Below are 23,133 nucleotides of genomic sequence, written 5' to 3'. Positions count from 1 at the left end.
TTACTCTCCTTTGTTTTGATTTTTTTGATTTAAATAAACGTCGGCTGCGGCAATGGTTTGTTTGTAATATTCAATCATGTCGTTGTGTTCTTTTGTTGCTTGGGTTTCGGATAAAAGTTTTGTTTTCAAATCAAAAATAAAATATTGAGCGGTTTTAGAATCTACGTTATAGAGCGCCGCTTTATTGCCCGATAAAATAAAACCGTCGCTGTTAAAAGCTATGTGTTTTTTACCGTTGTCTGCCAAACTTGTTCCGGCTGAAATATACTTTTGTCTTGAAAGCGACAAATCGTAAAGCGTAGGCATTATGTCCGTATGACTGCCGGCTTCGTTTATGTTCATGGGTCTTTTTAATTTTTTAGGAACGTAAATATAAAGCGGCACGGCGTATTTTCTAAATAATTCTTCGCGCGTAAGCCCCGGAAATTCTCTTAAATTGTGGTCGCCGGTAACAACTATTATTGTGTTGTCCGCAAGCTCTGATTTTTTTACCGCGCTTATAAATTTTGCAATTTCTCTGTTTGCAAACTGATAGGTTTTAAACATTTGGTCAATATATTCTTTTGACATGCCGGGCATTTTTTCTAAAAGTTCTTTAGGCGTTTCAAGAGGCAGCGGTTTGTAATAAGGGGGCGTTTCATACGGCACATGTGCGCCGGTGGACATGCCGTAAATAAATTTCGGAGCATCGCTTTCTTTTTTAAGCTCTCTTAAAACAAGTTCAAAAAATTGAGCGTCGTTTATTCCCCACTGATGCCTATATTCATTTTTTATGTCGCCCTCGCCGTAAATATTATCAAACCCCTGAGTAATAAAAAATGAATCTATTGCGCGCCATTTTAAACTTCCGCCGTAAATTGCGGAAGTATTGTATCCTGAATTTTTATACGGCACAACCGAGGCGCTTGCATACTTGTTAAAAGCGGCAGGGCTTTGCGTAATCTGCAGCGCATACGGTCTTTGCGGCATATTAAGAATTGTGGTTTCCAGCGCGTGAATGGTTATTCTTCCCGCCGCTAAAAAGTTGTAGAAAACAATATCTTCGTCAAAATGTTTTTTGAGCTCGCCCAAAACGTCAAATTTTTTGCTGTTGTATAAAACGGGAAGTTCGCCGAAATCTTCCATAACTATAAAAACTACGTTAGGGCGAATTTCTTGCGCGGCATTGTTAAATTGCGAAGTTTTGTAAAACGCTGAAATATTAATATCTTCTTTGGGAATGCCGATTTTTTCCGCAACGTCCACGGTTTTCGCTTGTTCGGCTTTAGATTGTATAGCGTCGGTAAGCGCGTGCGCCGGCGAAATTGAAATTTTATTTATGAAAATGTTCGGAGAAATCTGCGTGTGGAAAATACCGAGGGGAAACATTGAAACGGTTCCGCGCATAAAAACAAAAGTTATAAAAAGCGTAAAAATAATAATGAAAGTTTTTAAAAACCCGCCCCAGAAAGACGTGTCTATTATACACTGTCTGTTTAAAAATTTTTTTGCAGTCCACGAGCTTAATTTGTAAGAAATTACGCTTACGGTAAAAAGTATTATTACCGCTACGGGAAAGCGAGAATCTTTTACTATTGTGGACATCAGCGCCGGTGTGTCGTCGCGGAAAAATTCAAAAATTAAAATATTTATACGCTCGTTAAAATATGTGTAAAAACCAAAATCTACAGCCGCCAGAAACGCTAAAAAGCTAAATGCTACCCAATAATATATTTTTATTATAAAAACCGTAAACTTGAAAACCTTTAAACTTCTAAAAAGAAGAATGAATGTTAAAATAACTATTACGAAAGAGTTAATATACGCCACGACCGCAAGATCAAAACGAAACCCAAGCCAAAAAGCTTTTAAAACGTAAAAGGTCATTGCGTTAAGCGTTGTAAAATCCGCAAAATGAAAAAAGAAAAAAATCCTATAAACGCTAAGCGCTATAAGCGCGGCTATGCTGATAGGAATTATTTTTAAAAGACAATCAAAGTATTTTTCAAAATTGTATTCTTTAATCATTTTAAGTCCTGTGAGCGTTTAATCAATATAGACAAACAGCGGCATACCCGTCTTCGGCGCTTTGGCTTATTTGCTACATGTCCGGTTTTTAATTCTCAAAAATCGACGGAGAGGGGGGGATTTGAACCCCCGATACGGTTTCCCGTATATTAGTTTTCGAGACTAACTCCTTCAACCACTCGGACACCTCTCCAGGTATTAACATATATGTATGTTGCAACTATATGAAACTCATTAATCAAATTGTAAACTTACATCTTGCCCATGAGTTGGTTCCGGTGCGCTCACCGACTCGCGCCCGCTCCAAGACGCGTCTGACTTATTCGTCAGACTGTCGCCCACTCGGACACCTCTCCGTTACAGCTTTGAAATTATATCATTGTTCAGGCGTATTTTTCAACATAATATAATATATGTATTTTTTTAAATTTAATTTGATAAAATTATAACATCTCAGCGCAATGTTGTTGCGCTAAAAAAAGACGGTGTCCTTAAAAAGGAGAAAAACATGTCGCTTAATCTTTTGGTTTACGCTTTAATTTTCGGCGTTGTTTTTGCGCTTTTGTTTCCTATTTTCCAAAAAAGTTTTAAACCGAAATTTGTGTCGGTTTTAATTTTTTCCGCGCTCGTCTATTTATTGTATTTCTGGCTTTTTGTAAGCAACGTGCATTTTAGTTTCTAATGATTAAAACAGATTTACTTACTATCCCGGGCGTAGGCAAAAGCACAAAAAAAGATTTGCTGTCGCTTGGGATAAATTTTGCGGAAGATTTAAAAAATAAAAATCCGCAAGCGTTATACGACCGTCTCTGCGAATTAACTTCTAAAAAACAAGACAGATGCGTTCTTTATGTATATAGGTGCGCCGTCTATTTTGCCCGTGGCGGCAGAAACCCTCAAAAATTAAAATGGTGGAACTGGAAAGATGTCAGATAAAAAAACGGTAAATATACTATCTGAAATTAAAAAACACGGAAATAAAGTTTTGGCGCAGCATCACCTTAGGTTTTTTAAAACCGGAAAAGGCGAATACGGCGAGGGCGACTTATTTTGGGGTTTAACGGTTCCTCAAACGCGCGCTATATCTAAAAAGTATTATAAAGAACTTACGCTTAAGGAAACGGAAATTTTTTTAAAACATAAAGTGCACGAAGTTCGTTTTTTTGCTTTGACTGTTTTAATTGAAAAATATAAACGCGCAGACATTAAAGAGAAAAAAAAGATAGTAAAAATATATTTAAAAAATACAAAATACATCAACAATTGGGACTTGGTTGATTTAACCGCTCCGTTAATTACCGGCGAGTATTGGTATAATAATTTGTCTGAAGATTTGTGGAAACTTGCCAAATCCAAAAACCTTTGGGAAGAACGAATTGCAATGCTTTCAACTTTTTATTTTATTAAGCGCGGTAAAACGGCTGAAACTTTAAAGCTTGCCGAATTTTTTTTAAACCACAAACACGATTTAATGCATAAAGCGTCCGGTTGGATGTTAAGAGAAGCAGGCAAGCGCAATATAGGCGCGCTTTACGGGTTTTTAGATAAATACGCCGCTGTTATGCCAAGAACTATGCTTAGATATTCTTTAGAGAAAGTGCCGCAGCAAAAGAGAAAATATTACATGGAGAAAAAATAATGAAAAACTTTATCATCAGAATAATAATAAATATTTTCGCTCTGCTTGTGGTTGTAAACGTAGTCGGCGGAACAAGCATAACGCAATGGGGAACGCTCATTGCGGCAGCTCTTGTAATAGCAATTCTTAACGCCGTAATAAAACCGATACTTCTAATTTTAACTTTGCCCGTAAATATTTTAACTCTCGGACTTTTTACTCTTGTAATAAATGCTTTTTTGCTGTATTTAACTTCGGAATTAGTGAAAGGTTTTTATGTAGCGGGTTTTTGGAGCGCGTTTTGGGGAGCGGCAGTGTTTAGCATAGTAAGTATAATTTTAAATTTGTTTATCGGAACAAATAACGCCGAAATTAAAGTTTACGGGAAGCGCAAATGATAACGAAAGATTTAGTTTTAAGAATTTTTTCCGCCGCAAATATATTAAGGTGGAACGACCATATCCGCCCGTTTGATTTTTTTGAGCTTGATAAACAGGCTCACAAAATGATTATTGCTTATATTGTGGCAAAATTTGAGGAAGAAAACGGGCGCAGCGTTGACTGGATAAAATTAATAGAAGGCGGAATTTTTGAATTTTTCCAGCGTATAATGCTTACGGATTTAAAACCTGAAGTTTTTCACGAGTTAATGTCCAAAAAAGAAAAAGAGCTGCACAAATGGGTGGTTGAAAATCTTGATGAAGATTTGTCCGCTTTGGGCGGCGGCATAAGAGAAAATTTTGACGAATATTTTACAAATCCTGACTATGCAAAATTTGAAAAAAGAATTTTAAGCGCCGCTCACTGCATGTCCACAAAGTGGGAGTTCGGCATAATATATCCTTGGAACGCAATGCTTTACGGCATAGAAAAAACTAAACAGTCAATAGACGAAGCCATCGCTACTTTTGACGATTTGTCAGGAATAAGAAAGCTGATAATAAATAAAAAATATTACGGTTTTTTGGATTTGTGCGGACAGTTGCGTTTTCAGCAGCGCTGGGCGCAGGCTTTCAGAATTCCTAAAACAACGGTTCTTGGGCACATGCTTACCGCGGCTATTTTTTCTTATATATTTTCAAAAGAAATGAATGCTTCAGACGCCAGAATTTTTAATAATTTCTATTCGGCGCTTTTTCACGATTTGCCGGAGATTCTTACAAAAGATATAGTAAAACCCATAAAATCTTCCATAGCCGGGCTTGAAGATATAATAAAAATTTATGAGAAAAAACAGGTTGATGAAAAAATTCTTCCGTTAATTCCCGAAAGCTGGCATGCGCAAATGCAGTATTTTATAGAAAACGAATTTGCGGATAAAATAACGGAAAACGGGAAAGTTAAAGAAGTAAAAAACGCCGCGGATTTTAACGATGCAAAATATAACGCTATTGACGGAACGCTCACTGAAATTTGCGACAAACTTTGCGCCTATGTTGAAGCCTCAATGTCTTTGGAATACGGAATAAAATCCGAAACCCTTCTAAAATCCAAACAAACCGTTTATGATAAATACTCAAACATTAAAAAAGGCAATTTAAATTTTAAACAGATTTTTGACTACTTTAGATAAAACCATTACGAACACTTTGTTTAGGATAACAAATAATAAAAAAGAGTCGCGCATATTATGCGCGACTCTTTTTTATTAATAATTTGTAATTGCCGTTTAGCAGTTGCCGTTAATTTCACTTTTCACTTTCCACTTTGCTGTTCTAATTGTCGTTTAAAATCCCGCTTCCTCAATGGTTAGCGCTTGTCTTTCGGAATCTGAAAATGCTCTGTCAAAATATTGCGACGGGGCTGTTCCTTTTATAAACGCTTCCAGAAACGCGCCGGGAGTTTTGCTTAATGCAAGAAGTCCGGTTTTTGCGTCTATTAACGCCCACTCTATGTTATCGGGCTGGTTAAAATCTAACACCGGTTTTCCGGCCAAAGCGTCTCTCATGAAGTTTGTCCATATAGGGCAAGCCAGAGCTCCGCCGGTAGATTTTTCTCCAAGAGAAATAGTTCTGTCGTCGTATCCTACCCAAACGCCTGCGGCAAGCTGCGGAGTATATCCTATAAACCATGCGTCGCTTGATTCGTTTGTGGTTCCTGTTTTTCCGGCGGCGGGTCTTCCTAAATATTTTGCATACCAGCCGCTTCCTCTTTCTATTACGGATTTAAGCATGTTGGTCATAACAAAACAAACCTGCGGCGACAGCACTTCTTGCTGCTGGGGAATATTCTGCTCTAAAATTTTTCCGTCTTTGTCGGTAATTTTATTTATAACATAGGGAGTAGTTTTTACTCCGCCGGAACCAAAAGTGGCGTATGCCGAAACCATTTCCTGAAGCGTTACGTCGCTGGAACCCAAAGCCAAAGACATTGTGTTTGTAAGCGGCGTTGTAAGCCCGAGTTTTCTTGCTTCGCGTATTACCGCCATAGGAGTTACTCTCATTATAGTTTCTATCGCGCAGATGTTTATTGAAAGCGCCAGCGCGGTTCTTAAAGTTACCGAACCTCTGAAAGTTTTGCCGTAGTTTGAGGGCATCCATATTTTATTTGTGTCAATTAAATCTTCTTCGGTTATTGTTTCCGCAATATCTTCAATGTATGCGGGATCTCTTGAAAGTAAATCGTAATTTGTTCCGTTGTGCACAAAAACCATCGGCTCGTCGTCAAGAAGCGTGGCGGCGTTAAGCCCGGACTCTATTGCCGCAAGATATACAAACGGTTTGAAAGAAGAACCCGGCTGGCGTTTAGCCTGCGTGGCTCTGTTAAATTGAGAATCTTTAAAATCTCTTCCGCCTACCATTGCGCGTATGGCGCCTGTTTTTACGTCCATGGCAATAAGCGCGCCCTGAACTTTCACCGGTTCTCTGCCTGCCGCTTCAAAATATCCGGTTCTGGTTTCGTCAAATTTTGCAAGCGCTTCGTTTAGAGATTTTTCCGCTGCGCCTTGAGCTTGCATGTCAAGCGTTGTGTATATGGAAAGCCCGCCTCTAAATAAAACGTTTGTTCCGTATTTAGGTTCAAGCATTATCCTCAAAAATTCTACAAAGTAGTTGCCTGCAACAAAGTTTTCCGGCGTTTCTTTTACGGGTAAAGCAACTTTCAACGCTTCGTCTTCCTGCTCTTTTGTTATGTAGTTAAGGCTCTGCATTCTGTCTAAAACCGTGTTTCTTCTGTTTAAAGAGGCTTTCGGGTTTTTAAAAGGATTGTAATAATTCGGAGATTTCGGCATAGCCGCAAGCGTTGCACATTCCGCAAGATTTAAATCTTCAACGTTTTTATTAAAATATATTTTTGCCGCAGACTGCGCTCCGTATGCGCCGTTTCCGAAGTAAATTTGGTTTATGTAAAATTGTAAAATTTCATCTTTTGAATACTCTTTTTCAAGCTGTATCGTCAGTAAAACTTCTTTTATTTTTCTGGTTACGGTTTTTTCAGGAGTTAAAAATATGGTTTTTGCAAGCTGCTGCGTTATTGTAGAACCGCCTTCGGCAACTCTTCTTTTAATAAATATTCTTGAAAACGCGCGCATTATACCCTTTGTAGAAATGCCCCAGTGCTCAAAAAAATCATTGTCTTCAATTGCTATAAAAGCGTTTTGAAGATTTACCGGAATATCGTTTATGGGCACAAGAACTCTTCTTTCGGTGAAAAGTTCGGCTATAAGATTGTTGTCTTTATCGTAAATTTTTGTAGAAAGATTAGGGGTATAATCTTCAAGCCGGCTTATTGACGGCAAATCCGCAAGCATTATTTCAAGCGCAATCCAAAAAACAAGCGCCAGAACCGCCACAAATCCGGCAATCTTTAAAACACGTTTAAATTTTTTATTTTTTTTCATCGGTTTCTCCAAAAATTTTTCTCTAAAGATTGATTATATTTTATAAAGAGTAAGGTGTCAAAAAGAAACGGTCAATTAATTGTCTTTTTAAGGCTAATTTTGTAAAATTTACCTACAAATCAGCAACTTTTCTACGAGAGGTGCGCTATGCAGGCTGTAATTATGGCGGGCGGTTTCGGCACAAGACTTAGACCTATCACTTGCAGCATTCCAAAGCCCATGGCGCTTACGGCTAACAAGCCGATGCTTTGGCACATATTAAACCTACTCAAAAAATACAATTTTAACGATTTAACAATGATGCTTTACTATCAGCCGGAAATAATTACGGATTATTTCGGCGACGGTAAAGATTTCGGCGTTGATATAAAATATTTGCGTCCCGAGGCGGATCTCGGCACGGCGGGCAGCGTAAAATTTGCGCAAAAAAACATTAAAGATACGTTTATAGTTATTTCCGGCGATGTGTTGACGGATTTTGATTTGTCTAAAGCAATAGAGTTTCACAAACAAAAAAAAGCGGTTGCCACAATGGTGCTTACGCGCGTTAACAATCCTTTGCAGTTTGGCGTTGTTATCACGGATAAAGAAGGTAAAATAGAAAGATTTCTTGAAAAACCGTCGTGGGGGGAAGTTTTTTCAGACACCATTAATACCGGCATTTATATTTTAGAACCTGAAGTTTTTGACTATATTCCGTCGGACAAATCTTTTGATTTTTCCAAAAATTTATTTCCCGAATTGTTAAAAAATAAAAAAGCGCTTTACGGATATGTGGCCGAAGGTTATTGGAAAGATATAGGAAATCACGACGAATATAGGCTTGCCCACTACGATATTTTAGACGGTAAAGTTGATATGCGGCTTGAAGGTAAAAAAATTATTGTCGGCTCCAAAGAAATTCTTGCGGGCGAAAACGCGGTTATCGGAAAAAACGTTGAGGTTGACGGGCAGGTTATACTCGGAAACAATGTTACAATTGAAGACGGAGCAAGAATTTCGCGCTCGGTTATCGGTTCAAACGTAAAAATAGGGGCGGGCGCCGATGTTTTGGGAGCAATTGTTTGGGATAACGTAACCATAGGCACCGAAGCAAGGCTTAAGGAAGACGTCATCGGCAGTTCTACAAAAATAGGCGACAGAGCCGTTGTGCAGGTTGGCACCATTATAGCCGACGACTGCACCATAGGCGCCGACGCGGTAATAAGAACAAATTTAAGAATTTGGCCTCATAAAGTCGTAGAAGCCGGCGCAATTCTTTCAAGCAGTCTTGTGTGGGGCGAAAAGTGGAACAAAGCTTTGTTTAACGCCTATGGAATTACAGGTCTTGGAAATATTGAAATTACTCCGGAATTTGCGGCAAAAATAGGCTCCGCTTACGGAGCTTACGTTGGGCAGGGCGCTTATGTTTTAACGTCAAGAGACGATCACCGCACCACAAGAATGATAAAACGAGGACTCATTTCCGGACTTCTGTCCGCAGGCGTAAAAGTAGGCGATTTAACCAGCTCTCCAATTCCCGTTGTCCGCTATGAAATAGGAAACGAGGGCGAAGCCGGCGGAGTTCACATGAGGCAGTCTCCTTATGATCCGAGATTTTTTGATATAAAATTTTTCGATTCCAAAGGCGGCGACATTTCCATAAGTCAGGAAAAAGCCATAGAACAGCTTTTTTTCAGGGAAGATTTTAAACGCGCCGATATAGACAAAGTCGGCGAAATTACGGTTCCTCCGCGCGCCGTGGAATATTATAAAACAGGATATTTAAATACCATTAAAAAAGATAACATCCGCAATTCTCGTCTTAAAATTATTATAGACTACGCGTATTCGTCGGTATCAATGATTTTTCCGGCGATACTCGGGGAACTCGGCGTAGAGGTTGTGGCGCTTAACGCTTTTGTAAATTCTTCAAAAATTACAAAATCTCAGGAAGAGTTTGCCAACTCTTTAAATCAGCTTTCGGATATTGTTACAACGCTTAAAAGCGACGCGGGTTTTTTAATAGACACCGGCGCAGAAAAGCTGTTTTTGGTTGATGAAAAAGGTAAAATTTTGCCGGACGATTTGGCTATGCTTATAGTAGCCTACCTTGTTATGAAAGACAGCAAAAATAAAAATGCTGCAATAGCCGTTCCCGTAAACACTTCTTCTGTTATAGACGAGCTTGCGGCAAAATTCGGCGTAAAAGTAAAAAGAACCGCCACCGACCCCAGAAATATAATGGCGGCCGCAAAAGATAAAGACGTAGTTTTTGTAGGCGACGGCCGCGGTGGATTTATTTTTCCGGAATTTCAAAACGCTTTTGACGCTATGTATGCAATAGGAAAAGTTATAGAGATGATGGCGGAAGAAAAAATTTCGTTAAGCAAAGTAAGCAGAGAAATTCCTTCTTTTGAAGTTTTGCATAAAACCGTGCCGTGCTCGTGGGATAAAAAAGGGCAGGCAATGCGCAAAGCCATAGAAGACACAAAAGGTCAAAAAGTTGAACTTATTGACGGTGTAAAAATATACGCAAATAACGGCTGGGTTCTTTTGGTTCCGGATCCCGACGAAGCGTATTTTCACATTTGGGCGGAGGCAAAAGACAAATCAACGGCAACCGGTTTTTTAGAAACATATTCCGAAAAAATAAAACAGTGGCAGGAATAACGGCAATTAGTAATTACAAATTACAAATTAAAAAAACAACGGCTGAAAATATTACAAGAGGAATAAAATGGTTAAATTTGGAACGTCGGGTTGGAGAGGCATTATTGCCGAAGAATTTACTTACGAAAACGTGCGCATAGTTACGCAGGCTATTGCAAAGCTTGTAAACGAAGAAAGTAAAAAAGGCTCCGTAATTATAGGTTACGATACGCGTTTTATGTCGGAAGATTTTGCAAAGGCGTCGGCTGAAGTTTTGGCGGCTAACGGCATAAAAGCGCTTCTTTGCAAAAGAGATACGCCCACGCCTGTAATAGCTTTTGAAATAATCCGCTCAAAGCTTGACGGGGGAATAAATTTTACGGCAAGTCATAACCCTTATAAATATAACGGTCTTAAATATTCTCCGTCGTGGGGCGGTCCGGCTTTACCGGAAACAACGCAGAGAATAGAAAAATACTGCGCGGCGATTTCAGCGGGAAACGTTAAAAGAGTTTCCTATGAAGACGGCGTAAAAAATAAACTTATAGAACTTTATAACCCGCGTCCGGCGTATTTAAAGAGAATTAAAGAGCTTATAAATTTTAAAGCCATTAAAAAAGCAAATCTTAAAATAGCGGTAGACGTTTTGCACGGCACCGGCAGCGATTATCTTGACGCGCTTCTTGACGAAGCCGGCATAAAGCAAAAAACAATAAATAAAAACAGAGACACAATGTTTGCCCCTAACGGCGCGCCGGAACCAAACAGCGCAAATATTACGGAGCTTTACCAGATAGTTAAAAAAGAATCGTTTAAATTAGGCATAGCCACCGACGGCGACGCAGACAGGTTCGGCATAGTAGATTCTAACGGAGAGTTTATAACTCCCAACGAAGTTATTCCCGTTGCGCTTTACCACTTAAATAAAACCAGAGGCTGGAAAGGCGTAGCCGCAAGAAGCGTTATGACAAGCCATATGATAGACCGGCTTGCCCAAAAGATTGGCGTTGAAGTTGCCGAAACTCCGGTAGGTTTTAAGTATATCGGCGAAATTATGACGGAACGTCCTAAAGAATTTATCGTCGGCGGCGAAGAATCCGGCGGGCTTACCATACGCGGACACGTTCCCGAAAAAGACGGAATTTTAGCGTGTCTTCTAATTGCCGAAGCCGTAGCTATGAGCAAAAAATCCGTAAGCGCAATTATTAAAGATATAAAAAAATTAACGGGAGAAGTTTTAACTTCCCGGCTTAATTTCCGCCTGCCGCAGGATGTTATGGAAAATTTCAGAAATACGCTTAAAACTAATTCTCCCGACAGTATAGCCGGTTTGAAAGTTCAGAAAAAAATTACTATAGACGGCGACAAATTTATTTTAGACGATAAAACGTGGATAGGTTTCAGACTTTCCGGCACGGAACCAGTTGTGCGCGTTTATGCGGAATCCGACACGCAGGTAAAATTAAATAAACTTTTGAAAGCCGGAAAAGAATTTGTTTACAAAAAATAAATAAGAACTTTGAAATACAGAGGCAAGCAAAATGAGCAAGGAAAGTTTTTTACCGGCTACCGGAACGCGAGATATTGAACCGATATCCGCGCAAATCAGAAACGACGTTATTTATAAAATAACTTCCGGCTATAAAAAATACGGCTTTAATTCTATTGAAACCCCAAGTTTGGAAAAGCTTGAAAACCTTGTCGGCAAAAAAGGCGGGGAAAATGAAAAGCTTATTTTTAAAATATTAAAACGCGGCGATGAATTAAAAGAGGCGTTAAAAAACGGCAGCGCCGATGAAAACGATATAGCCGATTTCGGCTTGCGTTATGACCTTACCGTTCCGCTTGCTCGTTATTATGCGCACTATAAAGATAAACTTCCAAAACCTTTTAAAGTATTTCAAATAGGCAATGTGTGGAGAGCCGAAAGACCGCAAAAATCCCGCTACAGACAATTTACCCAGTGCGATATAGACATAATCGGCGACCCTACTGCTAATTGTGAAATAGAATTAATTTATGTTACGTGCAAAACTCTTCAGGAACTTAAAATAAAAAATTTTGAAGTAAGAATTAACGACAGACAGATATTAAAAAAAATCAGCGAAAATTGCGGTATTAACAACGACAATCAGTATAGAGATTTTCTGATAGCTTTGGATAAGCTTGATAAAAAATCTTTAGATGACGTTATTGAGGAGTTGAGAAAAAAAAGTTTTGCCGAAGACGTTTTGTTAAAGATAAAAAATACTTTTGAGAGTTTGAAAACCGGACAAAATAATCAGCATGAAAATTATTTAAAATCAAGCGATAGCTTAAAGTTAATAATTGAAACCGTTAAAACTCTTTTAGGCGATGTAAGTATCAGATTTGACCCTGCGCTTGTGCGCGGTATGGATTACTATACGGGCACAATTTATGAAGTTAACGAAATAAACGGCAGTATATCTTTCGGCGGCGGCGGACGTTACAATAATATGATAGGCGGCTTTTCGGGACAAGATATTTCAGCCTGCGGTTTTTCTTTGGGGTTTGAAAGAATAATTGACGCTTTCTTTTCCGGCTCAGACGCTCAAAATGCCGGCGTAGTAAAAAAAGCCGCGTTAATATATTCTTCCGATAAAGATAACTATTGCGATATTATTAAATTGTCCGAAAGTTTTAGAAGCAAATATGATGTTGTTTCAATTTTTGAGCGTCAGAAAAATATGGCAAACCAGCTTGAAAAATTAAAAGCCGTAGGTTTTACGCATTGGGGTATTTTTAAAAGCGATAACACTGTAATTGATAAGTTGGAAAAATAATATTAAATAAAAACAGAAACCCCGAAACTGAATTTCAGTTCCGGGGCTTTTTTATGCGTTAAGTTTTAAATATACTTTTGCAGATATTTTTTTGCGAGTTCAAACATTTCTTCATGAGACATTGCCGCAACTCTTCCTTCTTTAAACAGCGCGTCTATAGCTTCTTTAATTTTTACAATTGCTTCGTCGTTTTTGTCCAGCTTGTTTTTGCTGTCTTTAAGTTTTGTAAGCTGCGTGTTATACCAATACGCAATTCCCGCAAGCCCCGCTCTGTCGGTAATTTCAACTTCCGGCGGGCGGTTTAAAATAGCTTGCGTGTCAAATACGTTGTAAATTTCCTGCTCTTTTAAAAGACCGTCGGCGTGTATGCCGGCTTTTGTCATTGCAAAGTTTGCGCCTACAAACGGCTGGTTTTTTGGAATTTCATAATGAAGTTCTTTTTTGAAGAACTCGGCAATTTCCGTTATGGCGGTTAAGTCCATGCCGTTGTTGCTTCCTCTTAAAGCTACGTATTCCATAGCGAGGGCTTCAATGGGAGTGTTTCCCGTTCTTTCGCCTATTCCAAGCAGAGTTCCGTTAATTCCGGCGCAGCCGTAAAGCCATGCCGCGGTAGCGTTGCTTAACGCTCTGTGAAAATCGTTATGCCCGTGCCATTCAATGTATTCCGAAGGAACGCCCGCGTAATGCGTTAAAGCATGCATAATTCCGTTGACGTTTCTGGGCAGCGACGCCCCCGGGTAGCTTATTCCAAACCCGAGCGTATCGCAAGCTCTTATTTTTATAGGCGTTTTTGCTTCTTTTGAAAGTTTCATAAGCTCCATTGCGAAAGGAACTACAAAGCCGTAAATGTCGGCTCTTGTAATATCTTCAAAATGGCAGCGCGGAACTATCCCTTCGGCAAGAGCCGCTTTGACTATATCTAAATACATATCAAGCGCTTCTCTGCGCGTTTTTTTAAGTTTTAAAAATATATGGTAGTCCGAGCAGGACGTTAAAATTCCCGTTTCTTTAAGACCCATTTCTTTGACAAGTTTAAAATCGCTTTTTGTGGCTCTTATCCAAGATGTTATCTGCGGAAACTGATAGCCTCTTTCCTGACATTTTCTGACGGCGGCTTTGTCTTTGTCCGAATAAAGAAAAAATTCCGTCGCGCGAATTACGCCGTTAGGTCCGCTGAGTTTGTGCATAAGGTCGTAGAGTTTTAAAATTTGCTCTACGGTAAACGGATTCATTGCCTGCTGGCCGTCGCGAAAAGTTGTGTCGGTAATCCAAATGTCGTCCGGAGGATTCATCGGGACTACTTCATTGTTGAAAAAAATCTTTGGAACATCGGTGTACTGAAACGTTTCTCTGAAAAGATTCGGTTCCTTTACGTCCTGAAGTTCAAAATGATATGCTTCAAGTTCAAGCTTGTTTGTTCTTTTGTTGAAAGTTAACATATTAATACCTCCTTAAATATAAGCAAATATCATACCTTTTTATTGCGATATTATCAAGCTTTTGCGCAACACGGGAAGTTTGAAAATCTTCATATATTTTCAATTGTTTTTCTTGACAGCAAAATCTTTTATTGGTATCATTTTTATAGCTATGAATTTGTTTAAAACGTTTAAACAAGAATTAAAACGCAAAGTAACCATAATGCTTATACCTCACGGTAAATTAAAACCTGTGAAATTAAGCGTTTCGTTGTTGCTTTTTTGCGTTTTTATGGTTTCTTGGACAGGCGTTACCGTGTGGTCAGGCTATTTGGCAAGCAGACATATAGATTATCTTAAAGTTAAAACCGATAATAAAATAATGAAAGTCAGGCTTATGCTTTTTGCCACGCAGCTTGAAAACACCAAAAATCTTATTGAACGTTTGCAAAATAACGACGATAAAATACGTTCTCTCTTGGCGCTGGATACTAAAAAAGCCATTATTGAGGGAGACCTTGCTCCGCAGTCTTACACAGGCGCGGGCGGACCAAGTTTGAATCAGTCTAACGCTTTTGCTCTTGTTTTATCCGGAAAAATTAATAAAGTAAATTACACCTCTCTTGCTAATCAGGCTGTTGAGTTGAATAAAAAATACGAGTTTATGCAAAAGAGTTACAGCGAAATAATGAATAATATAAAATACCAAAGAGCGGTATTTATGGCAACGCCTCGCGGCTGGCCGGCCGAAGGACGAGTAACTTCCAATTTCGGTTTCAGGTTTCACCCGTTTTTCCAAAGCAAAGATTTTCATTCCGGACTTGATATAGCTAACGAATTAAACACTCCTGTTTACTGTACCGCCAACGGTAGAGTTGTTTTCTCAGGCTGGCAGTCGGGATACGGAAATATTGTGGTTATAGACCACGGATACGGTTTAAGAACTGCATACGGACACCTTGCAAAGAGACTTGCTAAAGTCGGAGATTATGTTGAGCGCGGCAAGGAAATAGGCAAAATGGGCGCGTCCGGCGTAGCTACGGGAACGCATGTTCACTACGAAGTGCATTACAAAGGCAAAGCCGTAAACCCTATGTCTTATCTTAAAGATAATTCTTTGTCATAAAAGGAAATATTAGATGATCAGCAAGAAAAGTTCAAAAAATCTTTTGGATTCGGTAGAAACAATCGTCGGCGCGTCTTCTTTTTTTGAAGGCAATATTAAAACCGATAAAACCGTGCGTATAGACGGTAAAATAATAGGAAATATTGACGCTTCCGGAGTTCTTATAGGCGCGGATGCTCGCATTGACGGAAACATAAAAGCCGAAATAGTTATGGTTGGCGGAACCGTGGATGGCAATATCAACGCTTCGGACAGCGTTGAAATTTTAAGTAAAGCAAAAGTTGTAGGAAATATTAAAACCAATATTTTTACAATAGCAGAAGGCGCGTATTTTGAAGGCAAATCTTCCATGATAGCTAACGAGGAAAACAGCGAGGACGAAAGCAAATGATGAATTTTTTAAGGAAGCACAACCGTAAGATTTTAATATTAGTTATTGTGGTGTTTGTGGGCAGCATTTTTTGGATAGGCGCGCAATCGCTGGGCGGAGGAGCTGCCGACGACAGAAGCATTGCCAAAGTTTACGGAGAAAAAATTCCGTTTGAAACTTATATGTCTATGTATAGTATTTCCGTGCGCACGGCGTCAAACAATTCCGAAACGGATTTAACCGACGAGCAGAAAAACCGCATAAAAACTTCTATTCTTTACGAGCTTGTTCAAACGGAAGTAATGTCGGCGCAGGCTAAGAAATACGGAGTAACCGTTTCAGACGCGGAGCTTGATTCGTATCTTCAGAGCAACCCGATGTTTAGAAACAACAACGCTTTTGACGCTCGCGCGTATTTTGCTTTTTTAAACGAACTTAGAATGACTCCTAATAAATACGAAGAGCTTACCAGAAAACAGATAGCGGGAATTAAGTTGCAGAGATTTTTATTTGCATCCGTAAAAGTTTTTGATAATGAATTTGCCGCGGCAAAAAAAGTAAATTCTAAAATTATTTTTAACGATTTGGCGCGCGCAAAAAGCAATCAAATACTTAACGAATGGTATATGGGTTTGCTAAACGACGCATTTGCCGACGGAAAAATTATTGTTAATGAGAAACTTCTCGGGGAGATTTAATTATAACGCTGAAATTTTTAAGTTCTTTCTTGAGTTTTATGTAAGGCAGCCCCACTACGGTATAGTAATCGCCGAAAATTGTATCTACAAAGCCGTCGTTTGAATCTTGTACGGCGTAAGCGCCGGCTTTATCCATATGTTTTCCAAAAAGCTTCTTGAGTTTATTCTCGGGAAGCTTTTTCATTTTCACAACGGCGCAGTCGTAAAATACGGTTTCTTTTTTTAAAGCGCGGTCTATAATTGCAACGCCCGTATATACTTTGTGTTTGCTGCCGTTTAACTCGCGGACAATTCTTTCGCAATCTTTTTTATTTTTTGGTTTGCCTGTAATTTTTCCGTTTAAAACAACTATCGTATCGGCGGAAATAATAATTGCGTCGCCTTTTATTTTTGAGGCAATGTCGGAACCTTTTTGCAGCGCAAGATTTTTTACTATGGAAGAAGGTTTGGACAGCTTTGTGCTTTCGTCAATATTGCTTGGCAAAACTTCAAATTTAAGACCCCACTCTTTAAGAAGCGAGATTCTTCTGGGAGAAGCCGAAGCAAGTATTATTTTTTTACCCCGCATATTTTTTTATCCAGTTAAGGTAATCTTTGCTTGCTTTGTCTATTTTAAACGATACTATTTCAGGAACTTCATAAGGGTGAACGTCTTTGATTTGTTTTTCAAGTTTGCGGAAATTTTTGCGGGAAGTTTTCATTATAAGCAGCGCTTCGCGCGAGCGGGTTATTTTGTTTTTCCACCAATAATAAGAATCGGCGTTTTTTAAAACGCTTACGCAAGCGCACAATTTGTTTTTTAAAACTATATCGGTAATTTTATTTGCGGTTTTAAGATTGGGGACGGTGACAAATACGGTTAAGAAGTTCATTTTAATAAAGATAAAAGCACTGCTTTCTGCGCATAAAGTCTGTTTTGCGCCTGCGTGAAAATGGAGGTTTCGTATTTGTCCATAATTTCTGCGGTTATTTCTTCTCCGCGTAATGCGGGAAGGCAATGCAAAACTATGCATTTTGAAGAGGCTTTTTTAAGAAGTTCCGAGTTCACCTGATAAGGAGCGAAAGCTTTCTTTCTTTTTTTTGCTTCGCTTTCTGCGCCCATTGAAGTCCAAACGTCGGTATATATTACGTCTGCGTTTTTTGCTTCGTTTATGTCGCTTGTTATTTTTATTTCTGCGCCGGTCTGCGCGGTGTATTTTAACGCTTTGTCTAAAATAGCTTTTTTAGGAGCGTAATCTTTAGGGCATATCAAAGTAAAATCCAAGCCTAAAACTGCCGAAACCGCAATAAGAGAGTTTGCAACGTTATTAGAATCTCCCACAAAGACTATTTTCAGTTTTTTCAGCGCTTCAACTGTTTTTGTTTTAAGGAGAAGCTCCATTACGGTCATAATGTCTGCAAGAATTTGGCAGGGATGTTCGTAATCCGTAAGTCCGTTTATCACGGGAATAGACGAGTATTTCGCAAACTCTTCCACGTCCGAATGTTTAAAAGCTCTTATCATAAGACCGCTTACATAGCTTGAAAGCACAAGAGCGGTATCGTGTATGGATTCGCCTCTTTTACGCTGAAGGTTTTGCGCGTTTAAAAGGATGGGGGTTCCGCCAAGCTGCGCCATAGCGGCAGCAAAAGAAACCATGGTTCTTGTTGAAGGTTTTTCAAATATAAGCCCTAACGTTTTTCCCGTCAGGTCGGTTAAATGTTTTCTTTTTGATTTTAATTCAAAAGCTTTTGCAAGTAACGCTTCAATTTCTTTTTTAGTTAAATCATAAATAGACAACAAATCTTTTTTTGCCATTTGAGACTCTCCATATTAAAATGCCCAGTAATTCTACCAAAAAATATGCGCTAAATCAATGAAATTGACTTTATTCGTATTTTTTTATATCATAACCGCCAGCGCAATAATCCGTATGCCGACGTAGCTCAGCTGGTAGAGCAGCGGTTTTGTAAACCGCAGGTCGTAGGTTCAAACCCTATCGTCGGCTGTTTTTTACTTCGTCTTTTGAGTTTATGCTGCGTTGCGCCGCTTGCCATTTAGGTTTTGCCTAAACTTAAAATACTTCGTAAAAAAGGGTTTCTATAAGTTGTTTTATTAACAGCCTTTCAGGGCTGTTTTTTTATTTGTGTATTTTTGGTAACATATAACTATGGAAAAAAAGATACTTAATACCAATAGAAAGGCTTTTCATAATTATGAAATTCTTGAGAAAATAGAAGCGGGCGCGGTTTTGTCGGGCTATGAGGTTAAATCTGCCAGAAAATCAAATATCAGTCTTGTAGACAGCGTGGTTCGTTTTTCAAACGGAGAGGCGTTTGCCGATAACGTTTTTATAGCGCCTTACGAGCATATGTCTTCACATGTTTCGGATTATGACGCAAAAAGAAAAAGAAAACTTCTTATGCGCAAAGATGAAATAAATAAGTTTTCGCAGAAAATAAAAGAAAAAGGGCTTACGGCGATTCCTCTTGAAGTTTATATCTCGCCCAAAGGCAAAATAAAATTTCTTGTAGGGCTTGGCAAGGGCAAGGCCGCTTACGATAAAAAAGAAACCATAAAAGCTAAAGACGTTAAAAGAGATTTGGCAAGAGAAGGCGTGCGTAAATTTTAAAATGAAAAAACTTTTTACGGTTTTGTTTACGATATTTATTTTTATTTCCGCAGCGCAAGCTGCAAGGAGCATTAATATGACCGGAAGATTTGTGCCTCCCGACGGTAAAACTTTACTTTTTGCCGGACAAAACAACGCTGATTTTGACGAATTTGTTGCGGTAAATAAAAAAGTTCCCGCAGGTTTTATGACTTACGTCGCCCTTTCCGACTTAAAGGGGCTTGACGAGATAAATAACGTGGGCACCGGCGATATGTTTGCGGACGAACTTGTTAAAAAATATCCCGGCGCGGCAGTACAGATTGGGCTTTATCTTGTAGGTTCTCTTAAAAATATTGTAAACGGCACATTAGACGGCAATATTAAGGAATTTGCCAAGTGGATAAAAAAAACGAAGTCGCCTGTTTTTCTTAGAATCGGCTACGAGTTTGATAATCCTGAAAACGGCTACGAGCCTGAAATTTATAAAAAAGCGTTCATATACATAATTGAAAAAATGGATTCTTTAAAAGTTGAAAATGTTGCATACGTGTGGCATTCTTACGCGGCGTCAAACCCCAAAGGGCTGGACGTTTGGTATCCGGGCGACGAGTATGTGGATTGGTGCGCAATATCGTATTTTGCGGGAAACGACTGGCTTCCCATGTTGAAATTTTCTCAAAAACATTCCAAACCTTTGATGATTGCCGAAAGCGCGCCGATGACGTGGTTTGGGCTTACGGAAGCAAAAAAACCGTATTGGTATAAAGTTCTTTTTAAATTTATAGAAGAAAGAAACATTAAAGCGTTTTCGTACATTAACTGCGACTGGAACGCTCAAGGGATGTTTGCGCATTACAATTGGGGAAACAGTAAAATAAGCGTGACTGCCGAAATAGAAAAAATCTGGATTGAAAATATTGCGTCCAATCGTTTTGTTTGGCTGGACGATTTATATAAAACAATTCAAAAGCCATTAAATGAAAAATGATAAACCTCAAATTACGTCCGTTCAGGCGTCTGCGGGGTCCGGAAAAACTTACAATCTCGCAAAGCGCTACATAACTCTTCTTTTGGAGCGTTCCGATAGCGCTTCGCCTGTTTCAATTAAAAACGTTATAGCCGTAACTTTTGCAAATAAAGCCGCAGTAGAGATGAAATACAGAGTAATTGAATATCTGAAAAAAGCGGCGTTGTCTTTGGATACCGGCGACATTTTAAAGGATTTGAATTTATCCGAAAAAGAAAAATCCGTCTGTAGCGCAAAAATTTTAAACGATATTCTTGAAAATTACGATAACTTCAACATTAGCACTATAGACAGTTTTATAAACCGCATATTAAAAGCCTGCGCGATAAACGTAGGAATATCTCCAAACTTTAAAATAGAAAAAGACATATCCGAAAATCTTTCCTTTTCAGTGGATTCTTTTTTAAAAAAAGCTTCCAAATCTTCGTCGTATAAAAACTTATTGTCGGAATATATAATGCAATATCTTATTTTGGAGAAGTCCGGCTGGTTTCCAAAAAACGATATTTATAACGAAGTTAAAAATGTTTTCAGAAAAACGGGATACACTGGTAAAAATATAGAAAGCGTTGAGTCCGGTTTTGAAGAAGGGCTTGTGTCAAGAAGCGTTAAGATACGAAATTTAACGCAAACGTTTGCGGATAAATATTTAAAGCTTGATATTAACGGACATTTTAAAAATGCGGTTAAAAAAGTTTTGGAAGAAGACGATAAAATATTTCACCGGTTAAAAGTTCCGAAAAAATTCTCTTCAACGGAACTGAAATATAATGCAAACGCCGCTCGCGATATTGCCGCTGATTCTTTATGGGAAGAGATTGTTTCCGCGGTGTCGGAACTGTATGAGTTTTACGCGCAAAATTATTACGGCGTTTACGGAAAGATTTTTTCTAATATCAGCGTTGAGTTTGACAGGCAGGCAAAAAATGAAGAGATAGTTTTTTTAAACGAGATAAACAGAAAAACCACCGATTTTTTTAAAAGCGCGGATTCTATAATGCCGGAAGTTTATTACAGGCTTTCGGAAAGGTATAAGCATTTTTTAGTGGATGAATTTCAGGATACAAGTTTTGTTCAGTGGTCTGTTTTAAAAAGATTTTTGGAAGAAACGCTGGCCAACGGCGGAACATTTTTTTACGTTGGCGACGCAAAACAGTCTATTTACGATTTTCGCGGCGGCAGTTCTGAAATATTTTATAAAGCGCTGCAGGATTTCCCTCAAAGAGAAAGCGAAGTTATTACGCTTGGCGAAAATTATAGAAGTCATAAAACAATAGTTGATTTTAACAATAAAATATTTTCGCGCGAAAATTTAGAGCGTTATTTAAAAGAAGTTTATGAAGACGATAATTTGGAAATTTACGACAACATTCTTAATGTTTATTCTTCTTCCGGTCAAAATTTTAACGCAAAAAAAACAAAAGGATACGTGGATATTGAAGTTCTTGACGGCGATTTGTCGGAAGATGCGCCAAAGCTTAAGTTTTTAGAGCATGTCAAAAGCGCTCTTGAAAGATTTTTGCCGCAGGATATTTCAGTTCTTTGCAGAACAAACGGCGAAGCGTTTGAAGCCGGCGCATGGCTTTTGGAAGAAGGTTATAACGTAGAGTCGGAACAGACGTTAAATTTAAAAAACAATTCTTTAGTAAAACAAATAATTTCGCTTATGGCTTTTATAAACTCTCCGCTTGACGCGCTTTCTTTTGCGTCTTTTATATCGGGAGAAGTTTTTCAGAAAGCCGCCGGAATTTCTTCAAAAGAGTGCGATAAATTTTTGTTTGAACAAAATAAAAATAAAAAAAATGAAGTTTTCTATAAAGCTTTTCAGGATAAATATCCGGAACTTTGGAATGCGTATATTGAAGAATTTTTCTTAAAAGCCGGTTTTATTCCCGTATATGAACTTACGATATCCGTTTTTGAAAAATTAAAAATTATTGAAAGCTTTCCGGAAGATAAAATTTTTGCGTTAAGATTTTTAGAGCTTGTAAAAGAGTTTGAAAAAGAAGATTCGGGAATTAATAATTTTTTGGCGTATTTTAATTTGCTGAATGCGAATGAGGAAATTTTATATGTAAAAAATTCGTCGGCAAACGCAATAAAAGTTATGACGGTTCATAAAGCCAAGGGGCTGCAGTTTCCAGTTGTTATACTTCCTTTTTTAAAACTTTCGGAACAAAAAATAGACAAACCTTATTTTGATAATTCTGGCGGAGATATAAAACTTTTATATGTTTCCCAAGACACCGCTAAATTTTCAAAGAAAATAAAAAATATTTACGATATGGAAAAAGCCAAGCTTTTGCTTTCGGAAATTAACGTTTTATATGTTTCCATGACAAGAGCGGAGTGCGAGCTTTACGCTATAACAACGCAAAAAGGAAGAACTAAAAACACGGTCGCGGCGCTTTTAGGCTCAAACGTTTTTAAGGACGGTTCTAAAGAAATATATAAGATAAAAGAAGTTAAATATGAAAAAATTTCAGACGACGTTTCCGGAGGATATAAAGCGGTATCTTATAACTTGCCTGAAACCGATTTGCAAGCCGTTGACTGCGACGACGCCAAACGTTACGGCGCTATGATGCATTTTGCGTTGTCAAAAATAACGACGTTAAAAAATAAAGACGCCAAAAAAGAAATTTCCGCGGCGGCGGATTGCGCGAAAAGAAAATTTTTGTTTGACGGTTTAAAAAACATTCCGGAAAATTTAGAATCCTTTTTTGAAAACGATAAAATACAAGAAATATTTAATTTTAACGAGCGTGAAGTTTTTAACGAAAAAGAAATTGTTACCGCCTCAGGCGATACTTTAAGAGCAGATAAACTGATTGAAAAAACGGACGCGGTTATTGTTTACGATTTTAAAAGTTCGCAGATAACCGAAGAAAATATAAGGCAGGTTGAGAAGTATAAAAAGCATCTCGGTGAAATATACGGACAAAAACCGGTATTCGGCTTTTTGGTGGAAATTAATTCAAAAAAAATAGTAAAGGTGTAAA

Annotated in this window: 20 protein-coding genes and 2 tRNA genes; 15 read left to right on the top strand and 7 right to left on the bottom strand. The window is 38.4% G+C overall.

Annotated features, from left to right (window positions below):
- Together Epro_RS04620 and Epro_RS04615 are read right to left on the bottom strand one after the other, a co-directional pair.
- The gene (locus Epro_RS04620; protein ID WP_052570829.1) at positions 1 to 2,007 is read right to left on the bottom strand and encodes an LTA synthase family protein; all 2,007 of its coding nucleotides are present in this window, start codon (positions 2,005 to 2,007) and stop codon (positions 1 to 3) included.
- A gap of 106 nt (positions 2,008 to 2,113) precedes the next feature.
- Positions 2,114 to 2,200 (bottom strand) — tRNA-Ser (locus tag Epro_RS04615).
- A gap of 315 nt (positions 2,201 to 2,515) precedes the next feature.
- Here Epro_RS04615 and Epro_RS07105 point away from each other — a divergent pair.
- From Epro_RS07105 to Epro_RS04595, 5 genes are read left to right on the top strand one after another with little or no spacing between them, the layout of a single operon-like run.
- Positions 2,516 to 2,689 carry a hypothetical protein gene (locus Epro_RS07105; RefSeq protein WP_158409010.1) on the top strand — a complete coding sequence of 58 codons (174 nt, stop codon included), beginning with the start codon at positions 2,516 to 2,518 and terminating at the stop codon, positions 2,687 to 2,689.
- The gene (locus Epro_RS04610; RefSeq protein ID WP_052570828.1) at positions 2,689 to 2,943 is read left to right on the top strand and encodes a helix-hairpin-helix domain-containing protein; all 255 of its coding nucleotides are present in this window, start codon (positions 2,689 to 2,691) and stop codon (positions 2,941 to 2,943) included. The genes Epro_RS07105 and Epro_RS04610 overlap by 1 nt, the downstream gene beginning before the upstream one ends.
- Positions 2,933 to 3,646 (top strand): DNA alkylation repair protein, encoded by a 714-nt coding sequence (locus Epro_RS04605; RefSeq protein ID WP_052570827.1) that lies wholly within the window; start codon positions 2,933 to 2,935, stop codon positions 3,644 to 3,646. Before Epro_RS04610 ends, Epro_RS04605 begins: the two co-directional genes overlap by 11 nt.
- The gene (locus Epro_RS04600) at positions 3,646 to 4,023 is read left to right on the top strand and encodes a phage holin family protein (RefSeq protein ID WP_052570826.1); all 378 of its coding nucleotides are present in this window, start codon (positions 3,646 to 3,648) and stop codon (positions 4,021 to 4,023) included. The genes Epro_RS04605 and Epro_RS04600 overlap by 1 nt, the downstream gene beginning before the upstream one ends.
- Positions 4,020 to 5,198, top strand: a complete 1,179-nt coding sequence (locus tag Epro_RS04595) for an HD domain-containing protein (RefSeq protein WP_052570825.1) — start codon at positions 4,020 to 4,022, stop codon at positions 5,196 to 5,198. Before Epro_RS04600 ends, Epro_RS04595 begins: the two co-directional genes overlap by 4 nt.
- Before the next feature lie 153 nt (positions 5,199 to 5,351).
- Here Epro_RS04595 and Epro_RS04590 read toward each other — a convergent pair whose 3' ends face one another.
- Positions 5,352 to 7,463, bottom strand: a complete 2,112-nt coding sequence (locus Epro_RS04590; RefSeq protein WP_052570824.1) for a penicillin-binding protein 1A — start codon at positions 7,461 to 7,463, stop codon at positions 5,352 to 5,354.
- A 147-nt stretch (positions 7,464 to 7,610) separates the two neighbouring features.
- On the opposite strand from Epro_RS04590, the gene Epro_RS04585 reads away from it, so the two are divergent.
- From Epro_RS04585 to hisS, 3 genes are all read left to right on the top strand, one after another.
- Positions 7,611 to 10,115, top strand: coding sequence for a mannose-1-phosphate guanyltransferase (locus Epro_RS04585; protein WP_052570823.1), 2,505 nt, complete (start codon positions 7,611 to 7,613; stop codon positions 10,113 to 10,115).
- Positions 10,116 to 10,182: 67 nt separating this feature from the next.
- Positions 10,183 to 11,604 carry a phosphoglucomutase/phosphomannomutase family protein gene (locus Epro_RS04580; protein ID WP_052570822.1) on the top strand — a complete coding sequence of 474 codons (1,422 nt, stop codon included), beginning with the start codon at positions 10,183 to 10,185 and terminating at the stop codon, positions 11,602 to 11,604.
- 31 nt (positions 11,605 to 11,635) lie between these two features.
- Positions 11,636 to 12,898 carry a histidine--tRNA ligase gene (gene hisS, locus Epro_RS04575; RefSeq protein ID WP_052570821.1) on the top strand — a complete coding sequence of 421 codons (1,263 nt, stop codon included), beginning with the start codon at positions 11,636 to 11,638 and terminating at the stop codon, positions 12,896 to 12,898.
- A 65-nt stretch (positions 12,899 to 12,963) separates the two neighbouring features.
- Here the strand turns inward: hisS and Epro_RS04570 are convergent, their stop codons facing one another.
- Entirely contained in the window at positions 12,964 to 14,337 is a 1,374-nt protein-coding gene (locus Epro_RS04570) for a beta/alpha barrel domain-containing protein (RefSeq protein WP_052570820.1), read from the bottom strand.
- A 151-nt stretch (positions 14,338 to 14,488) separates the two neighbouring features.
- Between Epro_RS04570 and Epro_RS04565 the strand changes: the two genes are divergently transcribed.
- Genes Epro_RS04565 through Epro_RS04555 form a run of 3 tightly spaced genes read left to right on the top strand, consistent with a single transcriptional unit; the run spans position 14,489 to position 16,510 of the window.
- Positions 14,489 to 15,442 carry a M23 family metallopeptidase gene (locus Epro_RS04565; RefSeq protein ID WP_052570819.1) on the top strand — a complete coding sequence of 318 codons (954 nt, stop codon included), beginning with the start codon at positions 14,489 to 14,491 and terminating at the stop codon, positions 15,440 to 15,442.
- 13 nt (positions 15,443 to 15,455) lie between these two features.
- Positions 15,456 to 15,833, top strand: a complete 378-nt coding sequence (locus Epro_RS04560; RefSeq protein ID WP_052570818.1) for a bactofilin family protein — start codon at positions 15,456 to 15,458, stop codon at positions 15,831 to 15,833.
- Positions 15,830 to 16,510 (top strand): SurA N-terminal domain-containing protein, encoded by a 681-nt coding sequence (locus tag Epro_RS04555; protein WP_082121494.1) that lies wholly within the window; start codon positions 15,830 to 15,832, stop codon positions 16,508 to 16,510. The genes Epro_RS04560 and Epro_RS04555 overlap by 4 nt, the downstream gene beginning before the upstream one ends.
- Here Epro_RS04555 and Epro_RS04550 read toward each other — a convergent pair.
- The 3 genes from Epro_RS04550 to argF are packed head-to-tail and all read right to left on the bottom strand — an operon-like array spanning position 16,482 to position 18,308.
- The gene (locus tag Epro_RS04550; protein ID WP_052570816.1) at positions 16,482 to 17,078 is read right to left on the bottom strand and encodes a nucleoside triphosphate pyrophosphatase; all 597 of its coding nucleotides are present in this window, start codon (positions 17,076 to 17,078) and stop codon (positions 16,482 to 16,484) included. The genes Epro_RS04555 and Epro_RS04550 overlap by 29 nt on opposite strands.
- Positions 17,068 to 17,382 carry a divalent-cation tolerance protein CutA gene (gene cutA, locus Epro_RS04545; protein WP_052570815.1) on the bottom strand — a complete coding sequence of 105 codons (315 nt, stop codon included), beginning with the start codon at positions 17,380 to 17,382 and terminating at the stop codon, positions 17,068 to 17,070. Before cutA ends, Epro_RS04550 begins: the two co-directional genes overlap by 11 nt.
- Positions 17,379 to 18,308, bottom strand: a complete 930-nt coding sequence (gene argF / locus Epro_RS04540) for an ornithine carbamoyltransferase (RefSeq protein WP_052570814.1) — start codon at positions 18,306 to 18,308, stop codon at positions 17,379 to 17,381. Before argF ends, cutA begins: the two co-directional genes overlap by 4 nt.
- Positions 18,309 to 18,425: 117 nt before the next feature.
- On the opposite strand from argF, the gene Epro_RS04535 reads away from it, so the two are divergent.
- From Epro_RS04535 to Epro_RS04520, 4 genes are all read left to right on the top strand, one after another.
- Positions 18,426 to 18,498 (top strand) — tRNA-Thr (locus tag Epro_RS04535).
- Positions 18,499 to 18,660: 162 nt separating this feature from the next.
- Positions 18,661 to 19,122 carry an SsrA-binding protein SmpB gene (smpB, locus tag Epro_RS04530; protein WP_052570813.1) on the top strand — a complete coding sequence of 154 codons (462 nt, stop codon included), beginning with the start codon at positions 18,661 to 18,663 and terminating at the stop codon, positions 19,120 to 19,122.
- Between the two features lies 1 nt (position 19,123).
- Positions 19,124 to 20,092 carry a glycosyl hydrolase gene (locus Epro_RS04525; RefSeq protein ID WP_052570812.1) on the top strand — a complete coding sequence of 323 codons (969 nt, stop codon included), beginning with the start codon at positions 19,124 to 19,126 and terminating at the stop codon, positions 20,090 to 20,092.
- A complete protein-coding gene (locus Epro_RS04520) occupies positions 20,082 to 23,132 on the top strand; it encodes a UvrD-helicase domain-containing protein (protein ID WP_052570811.1) in 3,051 nt (1,016 codons plus the stop codon). Before Epro_RS04525 ends, Epro_RS04520 begins: the two co-directional genes overlap by 11 nt.
- Position 23,133 lies beyond the last annotated feature (1 nt).

The sequence above is a fragment of the Endomicrobium proavitum genome (assembly GCF_001027545.1).
GTDB lineage: Bacteria > Elusimicrobiota > Endomicrobiia > Endomicrobiales > Endomicrobiaceae > Endomicrobium > Endomicrobium proavitum.
Note: the sequence above shows the minus strand (reverse complement) of the source record. Positions and strands in the feature narration are given on the sequence as shown.